This is a genomic window from Phytopseudomonas dryadis, from assembly GCF_004327355.1.
Lineage (GTDB): Bacteria > Pseudomonadota > Gammaproteobacteria > Pseudomonadales > Pseudomonadaceae > Aquipseudomonas > Aquipseudomonas dryadis.
This window is the reverse complement of record NZ_QJUM01000004.1, coordinates 210,220-228,275: the sequence shown is the minus strand read 5'-3', so window position 1 is coordinate 228,275 and position 18,056 is coordinate 210,220. Positions and strand designations below refer to the sequence as shown.

Genomic DNA, 18,056 nt, shown 5'->3' with positions numbered 1-18,056 from the left:
TGTTCAGGCCTGTAGCAGCGCCTGGTTGAGCGCTGCTTCCAGCCTGCTCTTGTGGCGCAGGTAATGAACGACCTGTGGCTGGCCGTCGCCCAGTAGCGCCGAGAGATCCAGGTCGGTGATGTAGAAGGGGTAGCGCTCGCCGTCGCGACGCTGGGCCAGGATGTGGCGGGCCACGGTGCTGAACAGATCCTCGCCGTACTCCAGTTCGGAAAACTCCCGATGGTTGCAGTACAGGGTGACATGCACGCGCTGCCCATGGGCCGGCTCGAGGATGGCCTGCACGTCGTAGAACGGATGGCTGACCAGGGCCATGGGCGGCGGTCGCCGTTCCAGGCGCTGGGCGCGCATGGGGGCGGCGGGCAGTATCTGGTAGTAGAGGATTTCCAGGGGCGTCGGTGGCTGCGGGTTGTCCAGCGGCAGCAGGGCGTTGCGGCGGTACAGCAGCGATTGCAGAAAACGCTGCAGCGGCGTCAGCAGGCTCTGTTCGTCATGGAAGGCGACCTGCTGGCGCCATACCGCATCGTGCTCGTCGAGCACGGTGATCTCGGCCATGCCGCTGTTCTCGTGCAGGCGGTAGAACACCTGGATGCACGCCGGGCGGCCCTCGGCCAGGATCAGCGCCAGATCCTGGCCCTCCAGGACCTTGCGGTCGAGCTGCAGCGGCCGGTACTCCGGGCGTTCCTGGGCGAGGTATTCGAGCAGGGACGGCAGGTTGTCCAGCGCGGCATGACTGACCTGCCCCGGGACCAGGTCGATCAGGTGGTAGCGTTGGGTGATCTGCAGCAGGTAGCGGCTGCGGCGACCGCTATCGAGGCTGGCCAGGGTATCGCGCAGCAGCTCTTCGACCCGTTCGGCGATGGCGCTGGCGCGATTGCGGCAGAAGCAGCGCACGTGCAGGTTGGGCCGCTCGCCACTGGCGGGCAGGGCGTTGAGGAAGTCGCTCAGGCAGTCGAGCAGGGCGTTGGCCCCGTCGTAACGGCTGACCATGAGCTCGTTCCAGCTGTTGAGGGTGATCTGATCGAGGGTCAGCACCAGGTTCTCGCGCACGCCGGAGTAACCCAGGGCGTCGGTACGGTCGCTGGTCATGTGCACGTTCATCTGGCTGTGCTGTTTCAGCGGGTCGATACCGACGTTGATCAGCAGCAGCACCTGGCTCGGTCGGCTGGCGCGCAGCAGGACACTCTCCGGCACGCTGCTCAGGGGCAGGGGAAACGCCTGCTGCAGGCAGATCCGCAGGTTGTTCAGCTCCTGCTCGCTGAGGTCGCTGCTGCCGGGATGCAGCGACAGCCGCGTACCGGCGTCGATCACGCCGTTGCGGTGGCACCAGGCGAGCAGCTCGAGCAGTTCGCGGGCCCGCTTGAGCGGCGCGAAGTCCGGCCATTCCTGGGCGCCGAGGCTGCCGTTGTACAACGCCCAGCGGTTTTCCCGGGGCGTGGGGCAATGCACCAGGGTCAGGGTGTCCTCGCCCAGGTCCGGGGCGATGCCCGGGTTGATGAATTCGACCTTGCCGGCCTTGCGCTCGAAGGCGGCATACAGGCGGCGGCCGAGTATGCCGAGGTCGCGACTGCTGATGCTGTGATCGCTGGCCTGGCTACGGGCGAACAGCGAGAGAAAGCGGTAGCTGTAGTTGAGCTCGTTGACCAGGGCGCGGCGTTCGGCGCTGACCTGGCGTACCTTCCATTGGCTGCGGCTGTCGAGCATGGCCAGCTGGCGCTCGTTCCACTGCCATTGCCGGGTCAGGCGCTCGAGGAGCAGGCGTTGCCAGCTCTTGCTGCGGTTGCGCGGCGGCCGGCTGATCTTCTTGTTGACCTTGAGATACAGGCAGCGGCGCACCAGCTCCAGGCGCTCGGTTTCGCCACGGGCGCCGAGGTATTCCTCCAGGCGCCGGTAGATGACGATGTAGGGGTCGAGTTCGTCCAGATCCAGGTGGCCGTCGTACACCGCCTGCTTGAAACGCAGCGACAGGCACTCGACCCGCGGGTGCTCGCTGGCGTAGACCTCGGTGAGGAGCAGCTTGAGCACCGACTTGAACGGCGATTCGATACCCTTGAACAACTGCCACATGCCGGCGCCGATGAACTCGCCAGAGGGCACGTGGGCCAGGTGGCCGAGGTCGAGCACCTCGTCGGCGCGGATGAAGCGCTTGCTCAGCAGCACCTCGGTGAATGCCTGGTAGCGCTGTTCCTCATAGGCCGGCACCAGCCACCACAGGGGTGTGCGGCCGCCGAGCCAGATCGCCGTGCGGTAGAACTCGTCGAGCAGCAGGTAGTGTTGCGTGGTGCCGCAGTCGTCGGAGGTCAGCTGGGCTTCGCGGTCGCCTTCGCGAAAGCGCTCCGGGTCGATGAGGAAGAAGTGCGCCTCGGCGCCCAGGCTCGCGGCCCAGGCCTGCAGCAGGTCGCATTTCTTGCGCAGCTCGTGGCGCGCCTGGTTGTCCAGGTCCGCGGCATGACAGACCCACAGGTCCATGTCGCTCTGCTCGGCCTGCGCCACGGTGCCCAGGCTGCCCATCAGGAACAGGCCGTGGATCGGCCCGGGGGCACGGCCACGGCTCGGCTTGTAGGCGAAGGAGCGGGTCAGGCGCTGGGCTTCGGCGAGCAGGCCGGCGTCCGGCTCGAAGCCGCTGAGGCCGGCTGGCGTCAGCCCCGAGACATAACCCGGCAGCAGCGGGTGGTTGACGTGGAACAGCAGTGGCAGCAGCTTCAACGCCAGTTGCTGGCGCGGCGAGAGGGCCAGCATGGCGCGGGCCAGGCGGCCGTGATTGATCTTGATGAAGCGCGCCCGCAACTGGCTCAGCACCTTGCGGTCGATGCCGTCGTCGATATCCGGGCGGATTTCCAGGTGGCGCTTCATGCTCGAGCTCGGCAGGGAATTGCGCCAAGACTATCAGTCGGCATCGATGGCGGGCAGTACCGCCGGCATGCGTGACGTTATTGCGATCCCGCAGGCGCTGTCGCGCGCCCCGTCGATGGCGGGCGCGCGAGGGGGACGATCCGGCTCAGGCGGGTTGCGCGGCGGTGAGTATGGTCAGCAGCCCCTGGGCATTCTCGGCGGCATCGCGGCCGAGGCTGGTCAGGTAACCGCCGTCGTTGAGGGTGATCAGGCCTTTCTCGTGCAGCCGCTGGGTCGCGGCGATCGCCGAAGGCGCTGCGTTGTGGTGGATTTTCAGCCCCTCCTGGCTGTTGTCCAGGTTGAACAGCGAGAGGATTTCCAGTTCGGCGACCAGTTCCGGGGTGAATGCCATGGGGACTCCTGCTTGTTGTTATCGGGTGCCGCGCTGTTGGCGGTCCTGGCAGTGTAGCGAAGCAATCCTCAATCTGCCGGCTCGGTGTCGTGATGCCAGTGTTCGAGGATCTGCCGATAGTGGCCGTTGCCGCGGATGGTGCGCATGCCGCTGTCGAAGCGTTCGAGCAGCTCCCGGGCGTGCGGGTGGCGGCGCGACAGGCTCAGGTACAGCTGCGGTCGGTGCAGGACGGCCACCGGAACGAACTGCCCGGCCAGTTGCGGGTTTTCCTGAAACAGCGCCTGGGCGGTGCCGCGGTAGGCGGCGACGAAGTCGACCCGGCCGCGCTGCAGCATGAGGAAACCGCTGAGGTCGCGGCGCACCGGGATGCGCAGCACCTGGCGGTTGTTATCGAACACCGGGCCGTACTCGTAGCCGATGGTCACCGCGACCCGGCGGTTGGCCAGCCGTTGCAGGTGCTCGTCGGGCTGGGCGCCCTCGCGGTTGGCCCAGAGCAGGATGTCGTCGCTGAACAGCGACTCTTCCGGGAGCAGGAATTCGCTGTCGATACGCCGGTCCGGCGAGGTATTGAAGCAGGCCGCCAACTGGCCTTCATGGGTCAGTTGCATGCACCGCGCGTAGGGATAGGGCACCAGCTCGATGGCCGTGCCGCTGGCGGCGAAGGCGGCCTTGACGATGTCCACCGACATGCCCTGGATTTCGCCGTGGCGATAGGCGGTATAGGGATACCAGTCATCTTCGGCGCCAATGCGCAGCGTTTCTGCCGACAGGGCCCAGGTACTCGCGGTGGCCATCAGCACGAGCATGATGCAGGAGCGGGAAAAGGCGAGATAGAGCATCGGCGCGTGGCTCCAGCGATCTCTTTGGCAGCGGGCGCTAGCAGCCTGGCGCGTCGCGCAGCGCAATGGCCGGCTTCACGATGGTGTCATTGCGGATCGGGCTCGGCGGGTAGCTCGGGCAGGGCGCGCAACCCCTGTTCGTAACGCACGGCGTCGAAGGCACGGTCATCGCGCAGCATGGCATCCACTTCGTCGGCCAGTACCAGCGCCATCATCTGCACGATCTCGTCGCGCTCGTAACCCACCAGGACGAGCTTGTTCAGCACCGCCCGGGTGGCAGCCGGCTCGCCTGCCTCGAGCTGGTTTTCGATGGCCTGGGTCAGGGTCAGTTCGGCGAAGCGTTCGTCGTCTTGTTCATCGTGGGCGCTCATGGCTGCGTGTCTGTGCGTGGCTGAAAGAGATACGCAGTGTGCCAGTGGCCGGGCGGCAGCGCCATCGTGCCGGAAACGCGCGCCACCGCCCCGGGAGGCACGCTGCCCGTGCTGCCGGCAGTCAACCGCGGTTGGCGATCTTCTGCAGGTTCTCGTGGATCTTGAACAGCACGATCATCAGTTCGCACCAGATCCGCGCGCCAATGGCACCGCCGATCAGCGTGCCAAGGCCGCCGAGGAAGCTGCCATAACCGCTGAACATCATGCTCAGCCCGCTGACCAGCACGCTGAGCAACAGCAGCCAGTAAACGAAGGTGATGATTTTCGGCGTCAGCATCGCGTCGAAGAAGAACAGGTTCTTCATGGTGTCGCTCCAGTCCATGGTGGGGATTGCCGGGTCGCCGCTGCGCGCAGGCTGCATGGCGGGCGCCCGGGGCGGCGGCAGCGTATCAGGCCAGAGCCTGTGCAGCCAACAGCCCGGAACGCTCACTGGCGATCGTTGTCGAGTGGGAGTGCGTGAAAGAACCTGCCGCGGTGCAATGGCGGCGAGTGTCGTGTTGTCGGACTTCCGTAGATACCGTCTTGATCCCTGGCCTGCAAGAGTCCGTTCGGAATCAGGGCTCGCCTGTAGGAGCGTCGCCCCCGGCGCGATGCGCTGGCGGCCATGCTGCAGAAATCGCGCTATGGTCACGATTCGCCGCGGGGTCGCGGCTTGTATGTTCTAGGCTAGGAACCTGTCGGGGGGTGGAGGGACATACGCGGCTTCTGCAAGCGACAAAGCCAGACTGTAGGAGAATTCCCCCACCCCACACTCACCACAAGCGCCGATAAGGAATCCTTCGGTCGGAGCGACAACCCGAACCGACAATACCGGCAAGCCTGCGCAACGTGAGTCCCGACAGGTCGCTCAATCTTCACCGTCGGAGCACACCATGACAAGCCCTCGTCCCGTTATCGGTATCGATGTCGCCAAGGACTCCCTGAGCCTCTACCGGGCTGACTCCGGTCAGGCCTCTGAGATACCCAATGACACTCGCTCGATCAAAACATGGCTCAAGAGCCTCCCCGCGCGTAGCGCCATCGCCATTGAAGCCACCGGTATCTACCACCTGGACGTGGCGTCCCTGGCGCACGCTCGAGGTCATTCGGTCTATATCATCAATGGCTACCGACTCAGCAATTACCGCAAAGGAATCGGTGGACGTAACAAGGATGACCGCAGTGATGCCCGATTACTCGCGCGCTACCTGGCCCACGAAATGGCGCAACTGCAACCTTGGGAGCCGCCCCACAAGGCCTACACACGCCTGCAAACCCTGCTGCATCGTCGAGCCGTCCTGGTTCGTAGCGCGGGTGCATTGCGGCAAAGCTTTTCCCAGGATCCTCTGCTGAAAAATGCCCTCAAGCCGTTGCTCAAGCGCATGAGCGCACTTGAAGAGCGCCTGAAAAAGCTTATCGACCAAGCCCTGAACGAATCAGGCCTGGCCGAACAGAGCAAGCGCTGTCAGGCGGTTGAAGGTATTGGTCCACTGACGGCAGCAGCCCTGAACATGGCCTTGCTCAGAGGCACCTTCCGCAATAGCGATGCGTTCATCGCCTTCCTGGGGTTGGACGTGCGCCTGAAAGAATCGGGCCGCTACTGCGGCCAACGCAAACTGACCAAGCAGGGCGACCCGGAGATCCGTCGTCTCCTGCACAACGCGGCGATGGCTGCTGCCCGTACTCAGCGGTGGCAAGAAACCTATCAGGGCTACCTGAAACGTGGGCTCAAACGAACCGAAGCCCTGACCATCCTGGCCCGTAAGCTCGCCCGCATCGCCTTTGCCCTCATGCAGAAACAGGTCGACTACAACCCCAAACAAGGAGCTCCGTTGACATAGAATCTCCTACACGGATGTGGCAATGCTGCGCGCTTATGTAGGCGCCGATGAGGCAAAACCTTATCTGTTTAGGCCATGGCCCCCTTCATGAGCCACATGCGAGCGCGACTCGCGGGGTGATCAACCCGCGGCGAAGGCTTCCAGCGCCGGGCCGGTGAGACGATAGCCGATCCACTCGTCCTGGGGCCTGGCGCCGATGGACTGGTAGAAATCGATGGCCGGCTGGTTCCAGTCCAGCACCGACCATTCGAAACGACCGCAGCCCCTGGCCACGGCCAGTCTGGCCAGGTGCCGCAACAGCGCCTTGCCAGCACCGATACCGCGCTGCTGCGGCGTGACATAGAGGTCTTCCAGGTACAGGCCGTGCTTGCCCAGCCAGGTCGAGTAGTTGAAGAAATACACCGCGTAGCCGATGGGCTCGCCGTCCAGTTCGCAGATCAGGCCATGGGCGGTGCTGGCGTCGCCGAACAGGCTGGCTTCGATGCCGGCGACGTCGGTCTTGACTTCATGTTCGGCTTTTTCGTAGATCGCCAGGTCGGTGATGAAGCGCAGGATCAGGGCGGCGTCTTCGCGCACCGCAGGACGGATATTCAGTGACATGGAGGCAGGTTTTCCAGAAAGACGATGGATCGGATTCTAACGAGCGGGCGAGTCGTCCGGCAGGCTGGCCAGGAACGTCTCGACGGCCTGGCGTGAGTCCAGGCGCAGGTAGTGTCGGTCGGCGGGCGCATTGCGCATTTCTTCGCCATAGCGCTGCCGGTAGCTGGCGTGGCGTGTCCAGGCCCAGGCCAGAATGGATTGCTCGGGCTTGAAACTGAACAGGTTGGTCCAGCGCTCGCGGTTGCCGTTCCACAATACCTGGCGGCCGAACAGCCGGCGCAAGGTGCGCCACAGCACCTGGCGCATCACGGTCGGCCGCGGCAGATCCAGCCAGATCACCATGTCCGTGCGTTCCAGCACCAGCGGGCGGGCCGAAGAATAGTTACCTTCCATGACCCAGCCATCGCCGCGGGTCGCGTCAGCGACCTGCGCCTGGAACTGCTCGGTGGGAAGGATTTGCCAGTCAGGCTGGTGATACAGCGCATCCAGCTCGACATGGCGATAACCGAGCCGTCGTGCCAGGCGGCGCGACAGTGTGGTCTTGCCCGCGCCCGAGCAGCCGACCACCGAGATACGCCGGCCGGGCCGCATGATCAGCGCGAAGCGAGCAGGGCCCTGCCACGCGCCACGGCCTGGCGGACCTGGCGCGGTGCGGTGCCGCCGATATGGTCACGGGCGTTGACCGAGCCTTCCAGGGTCAGTACGGCGAACACGTCCTGCTCGATCTGGTCGCTGAACTGGCGCAGCTCTTCGAGGCTCATCTCGGCCAGATCCTTACCGCTGTCCACGCCGTATTTCACCGCGTGGCCGACGATCTCGTGGCAGTCGCGAAACGGCAGGCCCTTGCGCACCAGGTAGTCGGCCAGGTCGGTGGCGGTGGAGAAGCCGCGCAGCGCTGCCTCGCGCATGATCGCGTGCCGGGGCTTGAGCGCCGGGATCATGTCGGCGAAGGCGCGCAGCGAATCGCGCAGGGTATCGGCGGCGTCGAACAGCGGTTCCTTGTCTTCCTGGTTGTCCTTGTTGTAGGCCAGCGGCTGGCCCTTCATCAGGGTCAGCAGGCCGGTCAGCGCACCGAACACGCGGCCGCTCTTGCCGCGCACCAGCTCGGGCACGTCGGGGTTCTTCTTCTGCGGCATGATCGAGCTGCCGGTGCAGAAACGATCCGGCAGATCGATGAACTGGAACTGCGCGCTGGTCCACAGCACCAGCTCTTCGGAGAAGCGCGACAGGTGCATCATCGCCAGCGACGCGGCGGCGCAGAATTCGATGGCGAAGTCGCGATCCGACACACCGTCCAGCGAGTTGCCGCCCACGGCGTCGAAACCCAGCAGCTCGGCGGTGATTTCACGCTGGATCGGGTAGGTGGTGCCGGCCAGCGCGGCGCTGCCCAGCGGCATGCGGTTGGTGCGCTTGCGGCAGTCGACCAGGCGCTCGTAGTCGCGGCTGAGCATTTCGAACCAGGCCAGCAGGTGGTGGCCGAAGGTCACCGGTTGCGCGGTCTGCAGGTGGGTGAAGCCGGGCATGATGGTCTCGGCTTCGCGCTCGGCCTGCTCCAGCAGGCCCTGTTGCAGGCGGGTGATCTCGGCCAGGATCAGGTCGATCTCGTCACGCAGCCACAGGCGGATGTCGGTCGCCACCTGGTCGTTGCGCGAGCGGCCGGTGTGCAGTTTCTTGCCGGTGACGCCGATGCGCTCGGTCAGGCGCGCTTCGATGTTCATGTGCACGTCTTCGAGGTCGACGCGCCAGTCGAAGCTGCCGGCCTCGATCTCGCCCTGGATCTGCTGCAGGCCGTCGACGATGGCGTCGCGCTCGGCGTCGGTCAGCACGCCGGCCTTGGCCAGCATGGTCGCGTGGGCGATGGAGCCCATGATGTCGTGGCGGTACAGGCGCTTGTCGAATGCCACGGAGGCGGTGAAGCGGGCGACGAAGGCGTCGACGGGTTCGCTGAAGCGGCCGCCCCAGGACTGGTTGGTTTTTTCGTTGCTCATTGAATTGGCTCGACTGTGCGCAGGTTCGGACGGGCCTGGCGGCGACCGTCGTGACGGAAAACGTGCGCCGATAATAACAGGGTCGGGGCGGGTTTCGCCGCCATGGCGTCGTCGGGTCGCTCGGCAAGGCGGCCTGGGGCGAGTGTCGTCCCGATCACAGTTTTTTCTGCCTGCCGGCATTTCGGGGCTTTATTTCGCCCGGCGGGTGCCGGCTCTCTTGTCGCCGCCCCGGCGTGCGCGGAAACTGCGCCGATGCCCATGACCCAGAAAAAACCAGTCAGCGCCCAGGTCAACGACTTCTTCGTGCCGGAGCTGTGCGAACCCGAAGCCCTGCTCAGTACCGTGCTGCTCGCCGAGTTGCTGGTGCTGGTGCTGGTGCTCGCCGAACCGATGCTGCCCGGTTTCGACTGGGTGCGCCTGGCCCTGACCTCGCTGTTCGTGCAGTGGATCGTGCTGCTGTCCTCGGCCCTGCTCTGTCGCCTGCGCCCGTTGCTGGCGCGGCTGCGTGCCGCCTGGGCCGGCGGCCTGTGCTGCGCCATCGTGGTCGGCCTGACCCTGGGCTGCACCGCGATTGCCGATTACTACGACCTCGGCGGACCGCTGCCGCGCGATGGCGAGGTCAACCTGTACCTGCGCCATGCCCTGATCAGCCTGATCATGTCGGCGCTGCTGTTGCGCTATTTCTACCTGCAGAGTCAGTGGCGGCGGCAGGAGCAGGCCGAGCTGCGCGCGCGTATCGAGTCGCTGCAGGCACGGATCCGTCCGCACTTCCTGTTCAACAGTTTGAACAGCATCGCCAGCCTGGTGGTCATAGATCCTGGAAAGGCTGAACAGGCGGTGCTGGATCTGTCCGATCTGTTCCGTGCCAGCCTGGCCAAGCCCGGTAGTCTGGTGCGCTGGAGCGAGGAGCTGGAACTGGCCAAACGCTATTTGTCGATCGAGCATTACCGGCTCGGCGACCGACTACAGTTGCAATGGGAGATCGAGGCCGTGCCGGCTGACCTGCCCATTCCCCAGCTGACGCTGCAGCCGTTGCTGGAGAATGCCTTGATCTATGGTATCCAACCGCGCATCGAGGGGGGACTGGTGCAGATAGCCGCCAATTACGCCGATGGCGTATTCAACCTGAGCGTCAGCAATCCATACGAAGACGGGGACGAGCAGCAGGCTTCACGCGGAACGCATCAGGCGCTTGCCAACATTGATGCGCGTCTTGCGGCACTTTTCGGGCCGCTGGCAAGTCTCAGCGTGGAGCGCCGTGACGGCCGCCATTACACCCGTCTACGCTATCCTTGTGCGGGACTCACGCAGGAAGCCAGAGCATTATGAATGTCTTGATCGTCGATGACGAACCACTGGCCCGAGAGCGACTCAGCCGCATGGTTGCAGAGCTGGAGGGGTATCGTGTTCTCGAGCCCGCCGCGAGCAATGGCGAAGAGGCGTTGACCCTGATCGAAAGCCTCAAGCCGGATATCGTGCTGCTGGACATCCGCATGCCGGGTCTGGACGGCCTGCAGGTGGCGGCCAAACTCTGTGAGCGTGAAGCACCGCCCGCCGTCATTTTCTGTACCGCCCACGACGAGTTCGCCCTGGAGGCTTTCCAGGTCAGTGCCGTGGGCTATCTGGTCAAACCGGTCCGCGCCGAACACCTCGGCGAGGCGCTGAAGAAAGCCGAGCGCCTCAATCGCATACAGCTCGCGGCGCTGACCCGGCCGGCGGCGGAAAGCGGCACCGGCCCACGCAGTCATATCAGCGCCCGAACGCGCAAAGGCATCGAGCTGATCCCGCTGGATCAGGTCATCTATTTCATCGCCGACCACAAGTACGTGACCCTGCGCCACGACGGTGGCGAGGTGCTGCTCGACGAGCCGCTCAAGGCACTCGAGGACGAGTTCGGTGACCGTTTCGTGCGTATCCACCGTAACGCCCTGGTCGCCCGCGAACGCATCGAACGCCTGCAACGCACGCCCCTGGGACATTTCCAGTTGTTCCTCAGGGGCCTCAATGGCGATGCGCTGGTGGTCAGCCGCCGGCATGTGGCCGGTGTGCGCAAGCTGATGAATCATCTTTGAGCGGCAAGCTTCAAGCCACAAGCTTCAAGTAAGAGCGCAAAAGCAGAAGCTTGCTGCGATCGTGAGGTTCCGGCCACGCTAGCTTGCAGCTTGCAGCTTGCAGCTTGCAGCTTGCAGCTGTAGTTGCCTGTTATCATCCGTGGCAGTTCGTTTTCTGGAATTGTCCCATGCCCCGCGAAATCCGCATCGCTACCCGCAAGAGTGCCCTGGCCCTGTGGCAGGCCGAACACGTCAAGGCCCGCCTGGAGCAGGCGCATCCAGGCCTGGCCGTCAGCCTGGTGCCGATGGTCAGTCGTGGCGACAAGCTGCTCGATGCGCCCCTGGCCAAGATCGGCGGCAAGGGCTTGTTCGTCAAGGAACTGGAAACCGCCCTGCTCGAGGATCAGGCCGACATCGCCGTGCATTCGATGAAGGACGTGCCGATGGACTTCCCCGAGGGGTTGGGTCTGTTCTGCATCTGCGAGCGCGAGGATCCGCGCGATGCCTTCGTCTCCAACACCTTCGACAGCCTCGATGCCTTGCCCGCCGGCAGCGTGGTCGGCACCTCGAGCCTGCGCCGCCAGGCGCAGCTGCTGGCACGCCGCCCCGACCTGAACATCCACTTCCTGCGCGGTAACGTCAACACGCGCCTGGCCAAGCTCGACGCCGGCGAATACGACGCCATCATCCTCGCCGCCGCCGGCTTGATCCGTCTGGGTTTCGAGAGCCGCATCCGCGCCTCGATCAGCGTCGAACACAGCCTGCCAGCCGGTGGCCAGGGCGCGGTGGGCATCGAGTGCCGTAGCGCCGATAGCGAACTGCAGGCGCTGCTGGCGCCGTTGAACCATACCGAGACGGCCCTGCGGGTGAGCGCCGAACGGGCGCTGAACAAGCGCCTCAATGGTGGCTGCCAGGTACCCATCGCGTGTTATGCGGTGCTCGATGGCGAGCAGCTGTGGTTGCGTGGCCTGGTGGGTTCGCCCAACGGCGAGCTGTTGCTGCGCGCCGAGCAGCGTGCCGCCGCCGGGGATGGCGAGCGGCTGGGCATCGAGGTGGCCGAGGCGCTGCTCGCCCAGGGCGCGGGCGCGATCCTGCAGGCGGTCTATGGCGAGGCCGCTACCGAGTGAGCGCCTGGCGTCTGCTGCTGACGCGGCCGGAACCGGAGTGCCGGAGCCTGGCCGCCAGCCTGGCCGAGCATGGCATTCACAGCAGCTGCCTGCCGCTGTTGGGCATCGAGCCCCTGGCGGAAACCCCGGCGCAGAGTGCGACCCTCTGCAACCTGAACCGCTACAGTGCGGTGATCGTGGTGAGCAAGCCGGCGGCGCGCCTGGGCCTCGACCTGCTCGATCGCTACTGGCCGCAGCCCCTGGCCGAGCAGCCCTGGTTCTGCGTCGGCGCGGGGACGGCGCAGATCCTCGCGGATTACGGCCTGCCGGTTCACTGGCCGAGCGCTGGCGACGACAGCGAGGCGCTGCTGGATCTGCCGCAACTGCGCGAGGTGCTGGCGGCGGCGCTGATACCGCGCGTGCTGATCATCCGCGGCGAAGACGGCCGCGAGTTGCTCGCCGAACGCTTGCGCGAGCAAGGCGTGGAGGTTGACTATCTGCCCGTCTACCGGCGCTTCCTGCCGAGCTATCCAGCCGCTGCCTTGCAGCAGCGTCTACAGGTGGAACGCTTGAATGGGCTGGTGGTCAGCAGTGGGCAGGGGCTGGCGCATTTGCTGCAGCTGGCTGCTGACGATTGGCCGCAGGTGGCGCGGATGCCCCTGTTCGTGCCCAGCCCACGGGTCGCCGAAATGGCCCGGGGGCAGGGCGCACGGATCGTTGTGGATTGTCGTGGCGCTGGTGCCGCGGCGTTGTTGGCGGCCTTGCATGCGCAGGCCTCCCCCGACTAGTGATGCAAAGGATGGATACGTGAGCGAAGCGACTTCCCCAAAAGAGCAACCGGTGCAGCAAGTCTCCGAGTCCGAGCCCTCCCCCGTCGCCGTCGAAGCCAGACCCGCTTCGCGCGGCACGGCATTGGCCGTGGTTGCCCTGCTGATTGCCGTGGCCGGCGTCGGGGTCGGTGCCTGGAGTGCATGGCAGCTGCGCGCCTTGCAGTCCAGCAGCGCCCAGCAGGCTGGCCAACTGGAGGATGCGCGTAGCAAGACGGCGGCGTTGTCCCAGCGTACCGAGGGCCTGGACCGTCGCCTGGAGCAATTGCCGTCGATGGAGGAACTGGAAACCCGGCGGCGTCTGGTGGCTCAGTTGCAGGGCGATCAGCAGTTGCTCAACCAGCGTCTGGAAACCGTACTCGGCGCCAGCCGCCAGGACTGGCGTCTGGCCGAGGCCGAGCACCTGTTGCGCCTGGCCAGCCTGAGGCTGTCCGCGCTGCAGGACATCAACAGCGCCGAGGCGCTGGTGCAGGGTGCCGACGAGATCCTCCGCGATCAGGACGACCCGGCCGCCTTCGCCGCCCGTGAGCAGTTGGCCAAGAGCCTGGAGGCGCTGCGGGCGACGCACAATCCGGATCGTACCGGCCTGTTCCTCCAGCTCGGGGCACTGCGCGAGCAGGCGGCACAGCTCAACGCGCTGAGCCCGGCCTTCGTCGCCGAGGGCGGTGTGCTGGGGGAACTGGCCGCCGAAAGCCAGCCGGGCTCCTGGTGGGCTCGGGGGCTGCACACGCTGTCGCAGTATTTCCGCCTCGATTTCAATGCCGACCAGAACATCCGCCCGCTGCTCGCCGGGCAGAGCCTGACCCAGGTGCGCCTGGCCCTGAGCCTGGCCCTGGAGCAGGCGCAGTGGGCGGCCTTGCACGGCCAGACCCAGGTCTACCGCCAGGCCCTGCAGCAGGCCGCCGATGTGCTCGACGCCCATTTCAATCGTGACAACCCGGACAGTCGCGCCTTGCGCAAACGCATCGGCGAACTGGTCGAGCAGCCGATCGAGGTCGAGGCGCCCGAGTTGAGCCAGGCCCTGAATGCCGTGCAGGCCTATATCCAGCACAAGCAATCGGCCCGCGAGCGGCTCGAGCGCGAAGATGCGCCGACGGAGATCGAGGAGGCGCGCCCATGAAGCGGGCCTATCTGCTGCTCGTCTGTCTGCTGGTCGTTGGCGCACTGGCCCTGCTCGGGCTGGCCATCGCCGAACACAAGGGCTATGTGCTGTTCGCCTATCAGGGCTTGCGTTACGAGTCGACGTTGTGGGCGTTCGTGGTCCTGATCGTCGCGCTCTGGCTGCTGATTTATCTGCTGCGCCTGCTGCTGCGCGCCGTGCTCACCTCGGCCGGGCTGGTCAACCCCTGGTCGCGCCTGCATCGCCGGCGCCGCGTACGGCACGCCTCGGAACACGGCTTTCTGGAGCTGGCCGAAGGGCGCTGGAGCAAGGCCCTGGCCCATCTGCGCCGGGCCGCGCGTAGCGAACCACAACCCTTGATGCACTACCTGGGGGCCGCGCGTGCCGCCAATCAGCTGGAGCAGTACGAAGACAGCGATGCCTTGCTGGCCGAGGCGCTCGAGCGCCAGCCGAACGCCGAGCTGGCCATCGCCCTGACCCACGCCGAGTTGCAGCTGGCGCGCGGACAGGTCGACACGGCTCTGCAAACCCTGCAGGTGATGCACGAGCGCTATCCGCGACACCCTCTGGTGCTGCGTCAGCTGCAGCAGCTGTACCTGCTGCGTGGCGACTGGCCGGCGCTACTGGGGCTGCTGCCGGAGTTGCGCAAGGAAAAGGCCCTGGGCACGGCCGAGCTGGACGAGCTCGAGCGCCAGGCCTGGCGCGGCCGGCTGGCCAGCATCGACGGCGTGGCGGGCGACACGGGCAGTACCCTGGCCTCGTTGGCGCAGACCTGGGAGCGCCTGTCCTCCAGCTTGCGCCATGAGCCGGAACTGCTCGCGGTGTACGCCGAGCGGCTGCGCATGCTGGGCGCCGAGCCTGGCGCCGAAGAGCTGTTGCACAAGGCCCTGAGCCGCCAGTACGACAGCCGTCTGGTGCGCCTCTACGGGCTGCTGCGGGGGCGTGATCCGGCCCGGCAGCTGCAGGCTGCCGAAGGCTGGCTGAAGCAGCATCCCGAGGACGCCGGCCTGTTGCTGACCCTTGGCCGCCTGTGCCTGCACAACCAGCTGTGGGGCAAGGCCCGCGAGTATTTCGAAAGCAGCCTGGCGTTCGAACGGCATCCGGAAACCTGTGCCGAACTGGCGCGCCTGCTGGCGCAGTTGGGTGAGGTGGAGCGCAGCAACCAGCTGTTCCAGGAAGGGCTCGGGCTGCTCGATCGACGCCTGAGCGGGCAGGCCTTGCCGGCACCGCTGGCCGTATAGGGCGGCCACGCTGGCGATCAGGCCGGCGCACCACAGGCCAGGCGAGGTGCGGCAAGCCCGGGTTTCTGACGAAGATGCCTTGAAGGGCATGGCGAGCGGGCATAATCTGGCGCGCATGCCATGCCCGAAATCACCGTTCGGAAGATGCGCTCAATCATGTTAGGTTGCAGGCTCAAGGGTCGATGTATGGACGTTTTCGCTGGCTCCGGTGCAGATGAGAGCGCTGCCGGGCGTCCAACTCGACTCAGGCCTGCCGCGGCCTGATTCAGCAGCTGTCGCGGCCTGGATGCCTACAGGAAATACCGATAAGGGAAGCGAGGTCATCATGCTCGAGAGTTGTCAGAACGCCCAGGAACGATGGGGGGGTGTCCACCTGCTGATCGACCGCTGGTTGCAGGAACGCGCCGACCTGGTCAAAGCCTATGCGGCCATTGACGATGCCGGCGACATATCCGCCCTGCAGAAATTCTGCGAGATTCTGGTCGATTACGTATCGGCTGGCCACTTCGAGGTCTACGAGCAACTGACCAACGAAGCCGAGGCCTTCGGTGACCATCGCGGTCTCGAACTGGCCAGGCAGATCTACCCGCGCATCGAAGCGATCACCGAGGCGGCGCTGTCGTTCAACGATCGTTGTGATACGGGCGATTGTCGCGACAGCGCGTCGCTGGGCGAAGCGCTCAAACGCCTGGGACAGATGCTCCACGAGCGTTTCGAACTGGAAGACTGCCTGATCGAAGTGCTGCACAATGCCCACAAGCAGCAGGCCACTGCCGCCGCGCTATAGGCGGCCATGACCCTGGGGGCCGCATCCGATAGGCGCCGCCTTGCGCGGCACCGCTGGTTCTACCAGCCCTTTGCGTGGGCCTTCGCCACGCTTCTTTCCGAGCCCTCGTTGCCATGAGGGCTCGAGTCCCTTACGTATATGCTTGCAAACAGCCTCTGGCGAGCGCAGATTCAGGCGTCTAGTATGGGCTCATCTCATCCGCCAGGAGGCGCGCTATGTCGGCCACGAAAAAAGACGTGAAAAAGAAATCGGTCACCACTCCTTTGCATTTGCTGCAACAACTGTCCGGCAGTTTGCTCGAGCATCTTGAAAATGCCTGCTCGCAAGCATTGGTCGATGCCGAAAAAGTGCTCGCCAAACTGGAAAAGCAGCGTGGCAGCGCCCAGGAAAAACTGCACAAGACCCGCACCAAGCTGCAAGCCGCTGCAACTGCCGGCAAGGCCAAGGCGCAAGCCAAGGCCAAGTCTGCTGTAAGCGAGTTGGAAGAGCTGCTCGATTCTCTGCAGGCCCGGCAAAGCGAAACCCGTCAGTACATCGTGCAGCTCAAGCGCGATGCTCAGGAAAGCCTCAGGCTGGCTCAGGGCGTAGGCAAGGTTCGTGAAGCTGCCAACAAGGTATTGACCAGCCGCAGCAAGCCCGCCGCCAAGCCGGTTGCTGCCAAGCCTGCTGTTAAAGCTGCCGCCAAACCGGCCGCTGCCAAGCCTGTTGCTAAAGCTGCCGCCAAACCGGCTGCTGCCAAGCCCGCTGCTAAAGCCGCGGCCAAACCGGCTGCCGCCAAGCCTGCTGCTAAAGCTGCCGCCAAACCGGCCGCTGCCAAACCTGTTGCTAAAGCCGCCGCCAAACCGGCCGCTGCCAAGCCTGTCGTTAAAGCCGCGGCCAAACCGGCTGCTGCCAAGCCCGCTGCTAAAGCCGCGGCCAAACCGGCTGCCGCCAAGCCTGCTGCTAAAGCTGCCGCTAAACCGGTTGCTGCCAAGCCTGCTGCTAAAGCTGCCGCTAAACCGGCCGTTGCCAAGCCTGCTGCTAAAGCTGCCGCTAAACCGGCCGCAGCCAAGCCTGTCGCTAAAGCCGCGGCCAAACCGGCTGCTGCCAAGCCCGCTGCTAAAGTTGCCGCCAAACCGGCTGCCGCCAAGCCTGCTGCTAAAGCTGCTGCCAAACCGGCCGCTGCCAAGCCTGCCGCTGCCAAGCCTGCCGCTAAAGCCGCCGCCAAGCCAGTCGCTGCTGCTGATAAGCCTGCAGTCAGTTCGCCCACGGCTGCCAAGCCTGTCAGCGAAGCCGCCGCCAGCCCTGCGCCAGCCGCTACCACGACCAATGGTGTGACGCCTCCAAGCGCATCCTGAGTCGTCCTGTCTGTAGTCTGTGGCCAGCCTATCTGGTTGCAGGCTGCGGCCAGCGAGCGCAAGGCTCGCTCCGGTTCATACCGCTCCCGCCATCGAGCGCCTTTCTGCGCTGACCCCGTCGGTATCCGCGCTGGCGTCCCGATTAGTATGCGCATTCTAGTTTTCCCCGTTACGGTGCACCCAAGCCTGTCGTTGTGGGCGATCTCCCAGCCACTGTGTGAGGTGCAGCATGTCGAACGTTGCCATCAGGAAAAAAACGCTTGTCGATACCCAAGTGGCCGTCTTCAGTGACGCCAGATCCTATGCCAGGAAGGTCTGGCTGGCGGGCCTGGGTATGTATGTCAAGGTGGGCCAGGAAGGGGCCGATTACCTCAGGGAGTTGATCAGGATCGGCGAAGGGGTTGAACAGCAGGGCAAGACACGGGTCAATGAACAGGTCGAGGCAGCGAATAGCCAGCTCGACAGCGTCAAGAGCAGTGTTTTCAGTGTCAAAGACAAAGTCGGTGCGCAGCTCGACAGGATCGAGCAGGCATTCGACTCCCGAGTGGCTGGCGCCCTCAACCGCATCGGCATTCCATCCCGGCAGGATATAGAAACTCTCTCTGCTAAGCTGGATGAGCTGAGCGCGTTGCTCGAGCACGTCGCGCGTACCAAATAAGGAGAGCAGG

At 65.1% G+C, this 18,056-nt stretch carries 18 protein-coding genes; 10 read left to right on the top strand and 8 right to left on the bottom strand.

Annotated elements, in window-relative coordinates:
* Positions 1 to 3: 3 nt before the first annotated feature.
* The 5 genes from DNK34_RS05175 to DNK34_RS05155 all read right to left on the bottom strand — a co-directional run bounded on the left by DNK34_RS05175 (position 4) and on the right by DNK34_RS05155 (position 4,872).
* Positions 4 to 2,850 (bottom strand): class I adenylate cyclase, encoded by a 2,847-nt coding sequence (locus DNK34_RS05175; protein WP_131177253.1) that lies wholly within the window; start codon positions 2,848 to 2,850, stop codon positions 4 to 6.
* A 145-nt stretch (positions 2,851 to 2,995) separates the two neighbouring features.
* Entirely contained in the window at positions 2,996 to 3,241 is a 246-nt protein-coding gene (locus DNK34_RS05170) for a TIGR02647 family protein (protein WP_131177254.1), read from the bottom strand.
* A 68-nt stretch (positions 3,242 to 3,309) separates the two neighbouring features.
* Entirely contained in the window at positions 3,310 to 4,080 is a 771-nt protein-coding gene (locus DNK34_RS05165; RefSeq protein WP_131177255.1) for a substrate-binding periplasmic protein, read from the bottom strand.
* Between the two features lie 86 nt (positions 4,081 to 4,166).
* Positions 4,167 to 4,451, bottom strand: a complete 285-nt coding sequence (locus DNK34_RS05160) for a hypothetical protein (RefSeq protein ID WP_131177256.1) — start codon at positions 4,449 to 4,451, stop codon at positions 4,167 to 4,169.
* Between the two features lie 121 nt (positions 4,452 to 4,572).
* Complete coding sequence (locus tag DNK34_RS05155; RefSeq protein ID WP_242675107.1) at positions 4,573 to 4,872, bottom strand: DUF4282 domain-containing protein; 300 nt, start codon at positions 4,870 to 4,872, stop codon at positions 4,573 to 4,575.
* Between the two features lie 511 nt (positions 4,873 to 5,383).
* On the opposite strand from DNK34_RS05155, the gene DNK34_RS05150 reads away from it, so the two are divergent.
* Entirely contained in the window at positions 5,384 to 6,331 is a 948-nt protein-coding gene (locus DNK34_RS05150; RefSeq protein WP_131177257.1) for an IS110 family transposase, read from the top strand.
* Between the two features lie 120 nt (positions 6,332 to 6,451).
* On the opposite strand, the gene DNK34_RS05145 is transcribed toward DNK34_RS05150, so the two are convergent.
* From DNK34_RS05145 to argH, 3 genes are read right to left on the bottom strand one after another with little or no spacing between them, the layout of a single operon-like run.
* Complete coding sequence (locus DNK34_RS05145; RefSeq protein WP_131177258.1) at positions 6,452 to 6,931, bottom strand: GNAT family N-acetyltransferase; 480 nt, start codon at positions 6,929 to 6,931, stop codon at positions 6,452 to 6,454.
* 36 nt (positions 6,932 to 6,967) lie between these two features.
* Positions 6,968 to 7,522: an AAA family ATPase gene (locus DNK34_RS05140; RefSeq protein ID WP_242675108.1), complete on the bottom strand. Its 555-nt coding sequence runs from the start codon at positions 7,520 to 7,522 to the stop codon at positions 6,968 to 6,970.
* A gap of 2 nt (positions 7,523 to 7,524) precedes the next feature.
* Complete coding sequence (gene argH, locus DNK34_RS05135) at positions 7,525 to 8,919, bottom strand: argininosuccinate lyase (RefSeq protein WP_131177260.1); 1,395 nt, start codon at positions 8,917 to 8,919, stop codon at positions 7,525 to 7,527.
* A gap of 258 nt (positions 8,920 to 9,177) precedes the next feature.
* Between argH and DNK34_RS05130 the strand changes: the two genes are divergently transcribed.
* The 9 genes from DNK34_RS05130 to DNK34_RS05090 all read left to right on the top strand — a co-directional run bounded on the left by DNK34_RS05130 (position 9,178) and on the right by DNK34_RS05090 (position 18,046).
* Positions 9,178 to 10,248, top strand: coding sequence for a sensor histidine kinase (locus DNK34_RS05130; RefSeq protein ID WP_242675109.1), 1,071 nt, complete (start codon positions 9,178 to 9,180; stop codon positions 10,246 to 10,248).
* Positions 10,245 to 10,991: a LytR/AlgR family response regulator transcription factor gene (locus DNK34_RS05125; protein ID WP_131177262.1), complete on the top strand. Its 747-nt coding sequence runs from the start codon at positions 10,245 to 10,247 to the stop codon at positions 10,989 to 10,991. Before DNK34_RS05130 ends, DNK34_RS05125 begins: the two co-directional genes overlap by 4 nt.
* Positions 10,992 to 11,158: 167 nt before the next feature.
* On the top strand, positions 11,159 to 12,097 hold the full coding sequence (hemC, locus tag DNK34_RS05120; RefSeq protein ID WP_131177263.1) for a hydroxymethylbilane synthase: 939 nt from the start codon (positions 11,159 to 11,161) through the stop codon (positions 12,095 to 12,097).
* Positions 12,094 to 12,864, top strand: coding sequence for a uroporphyrinogen-III synthase (locus tag DNK34_RS05115; RefSeq protein WP_131177264.1), 771 nt, complete (start codon positions 12,094 to 12,096; stop codon positions 12,862 to 12,864). Before hemC ends, DNK34_RS05115 begins: the two co-directional genes overlap by 4 nt.
* A gap of 19 nt (positions 12,865 to 12,883) precedes the next feature.
* Positions 12,884 to 14,023 (top strand): uroporphyrinogen-III C-methyltransferase, encoded by a 1,140-nt coding sequence (locus DNK34_RS05110; protein WP_131177265.1) that lies wholly within the window; start codon positions 12,884 to 12,886, stop codon positions 14,021 to 14,023.
* The gene (locus tag DNK34_RS05105; RefSeq protein WP_131177266.1) at positions 14,020 to 15,264 is read left to right on the top strand and encodes a heme biosynthesis HemY N-terminal domain-containing protein; all 1,245 of its coding nucleotides are present in this window, start codon (positions 14,020 to 14,022) and stop codon (positions 15,262 to 15,264) included. The genes DNK34_RS05110 and DNK34_RS05105 overlap by 4 nt, the downstream gene beginning before the upstream one ends.
* Positions 15,265 to 15,589: 325 nt before the next feature.
* The gene (gene rsd, locus DNK34_RS05100) at positions 15,590 to 16,051 is read left to right on the top strand and encodes a sigma D regulator (RefSeq protein WP_131177267.1); all 462 of its coding nucleotides are present in this window, start codon (positions 15,590 to 15,592) and stop codon (positions 16,049 to 16,051) included.
* Positions 16,052 to 16,266: 215 nt separating this feature from the next.
* Positions 16,267 to 17,388: an AlgP family protein gene (locus tag DNK34_RS05095; protein WP_131177268.1), complete on the top strand. Its 1,122-nt coding sequence runs from the start codon at positions 16,267 to 16,269 to the stop codon at positions 17,386 to 17,388.
* Positions 17,389 to 17,617: 229 nt separating this feature from the next.
* Complete coding sequence (locus tag DNK34_RS05090; protein WP_131177269.1) at positions 17,618 to 18,046, top strand: phasin family protein; 429 nt, start codon at positions 17,618 to 17,620, stop codon at positions 18,044 to 18,046.
* Positions 18,047 to 18,056: the final 10 nt, after the last annotated feature.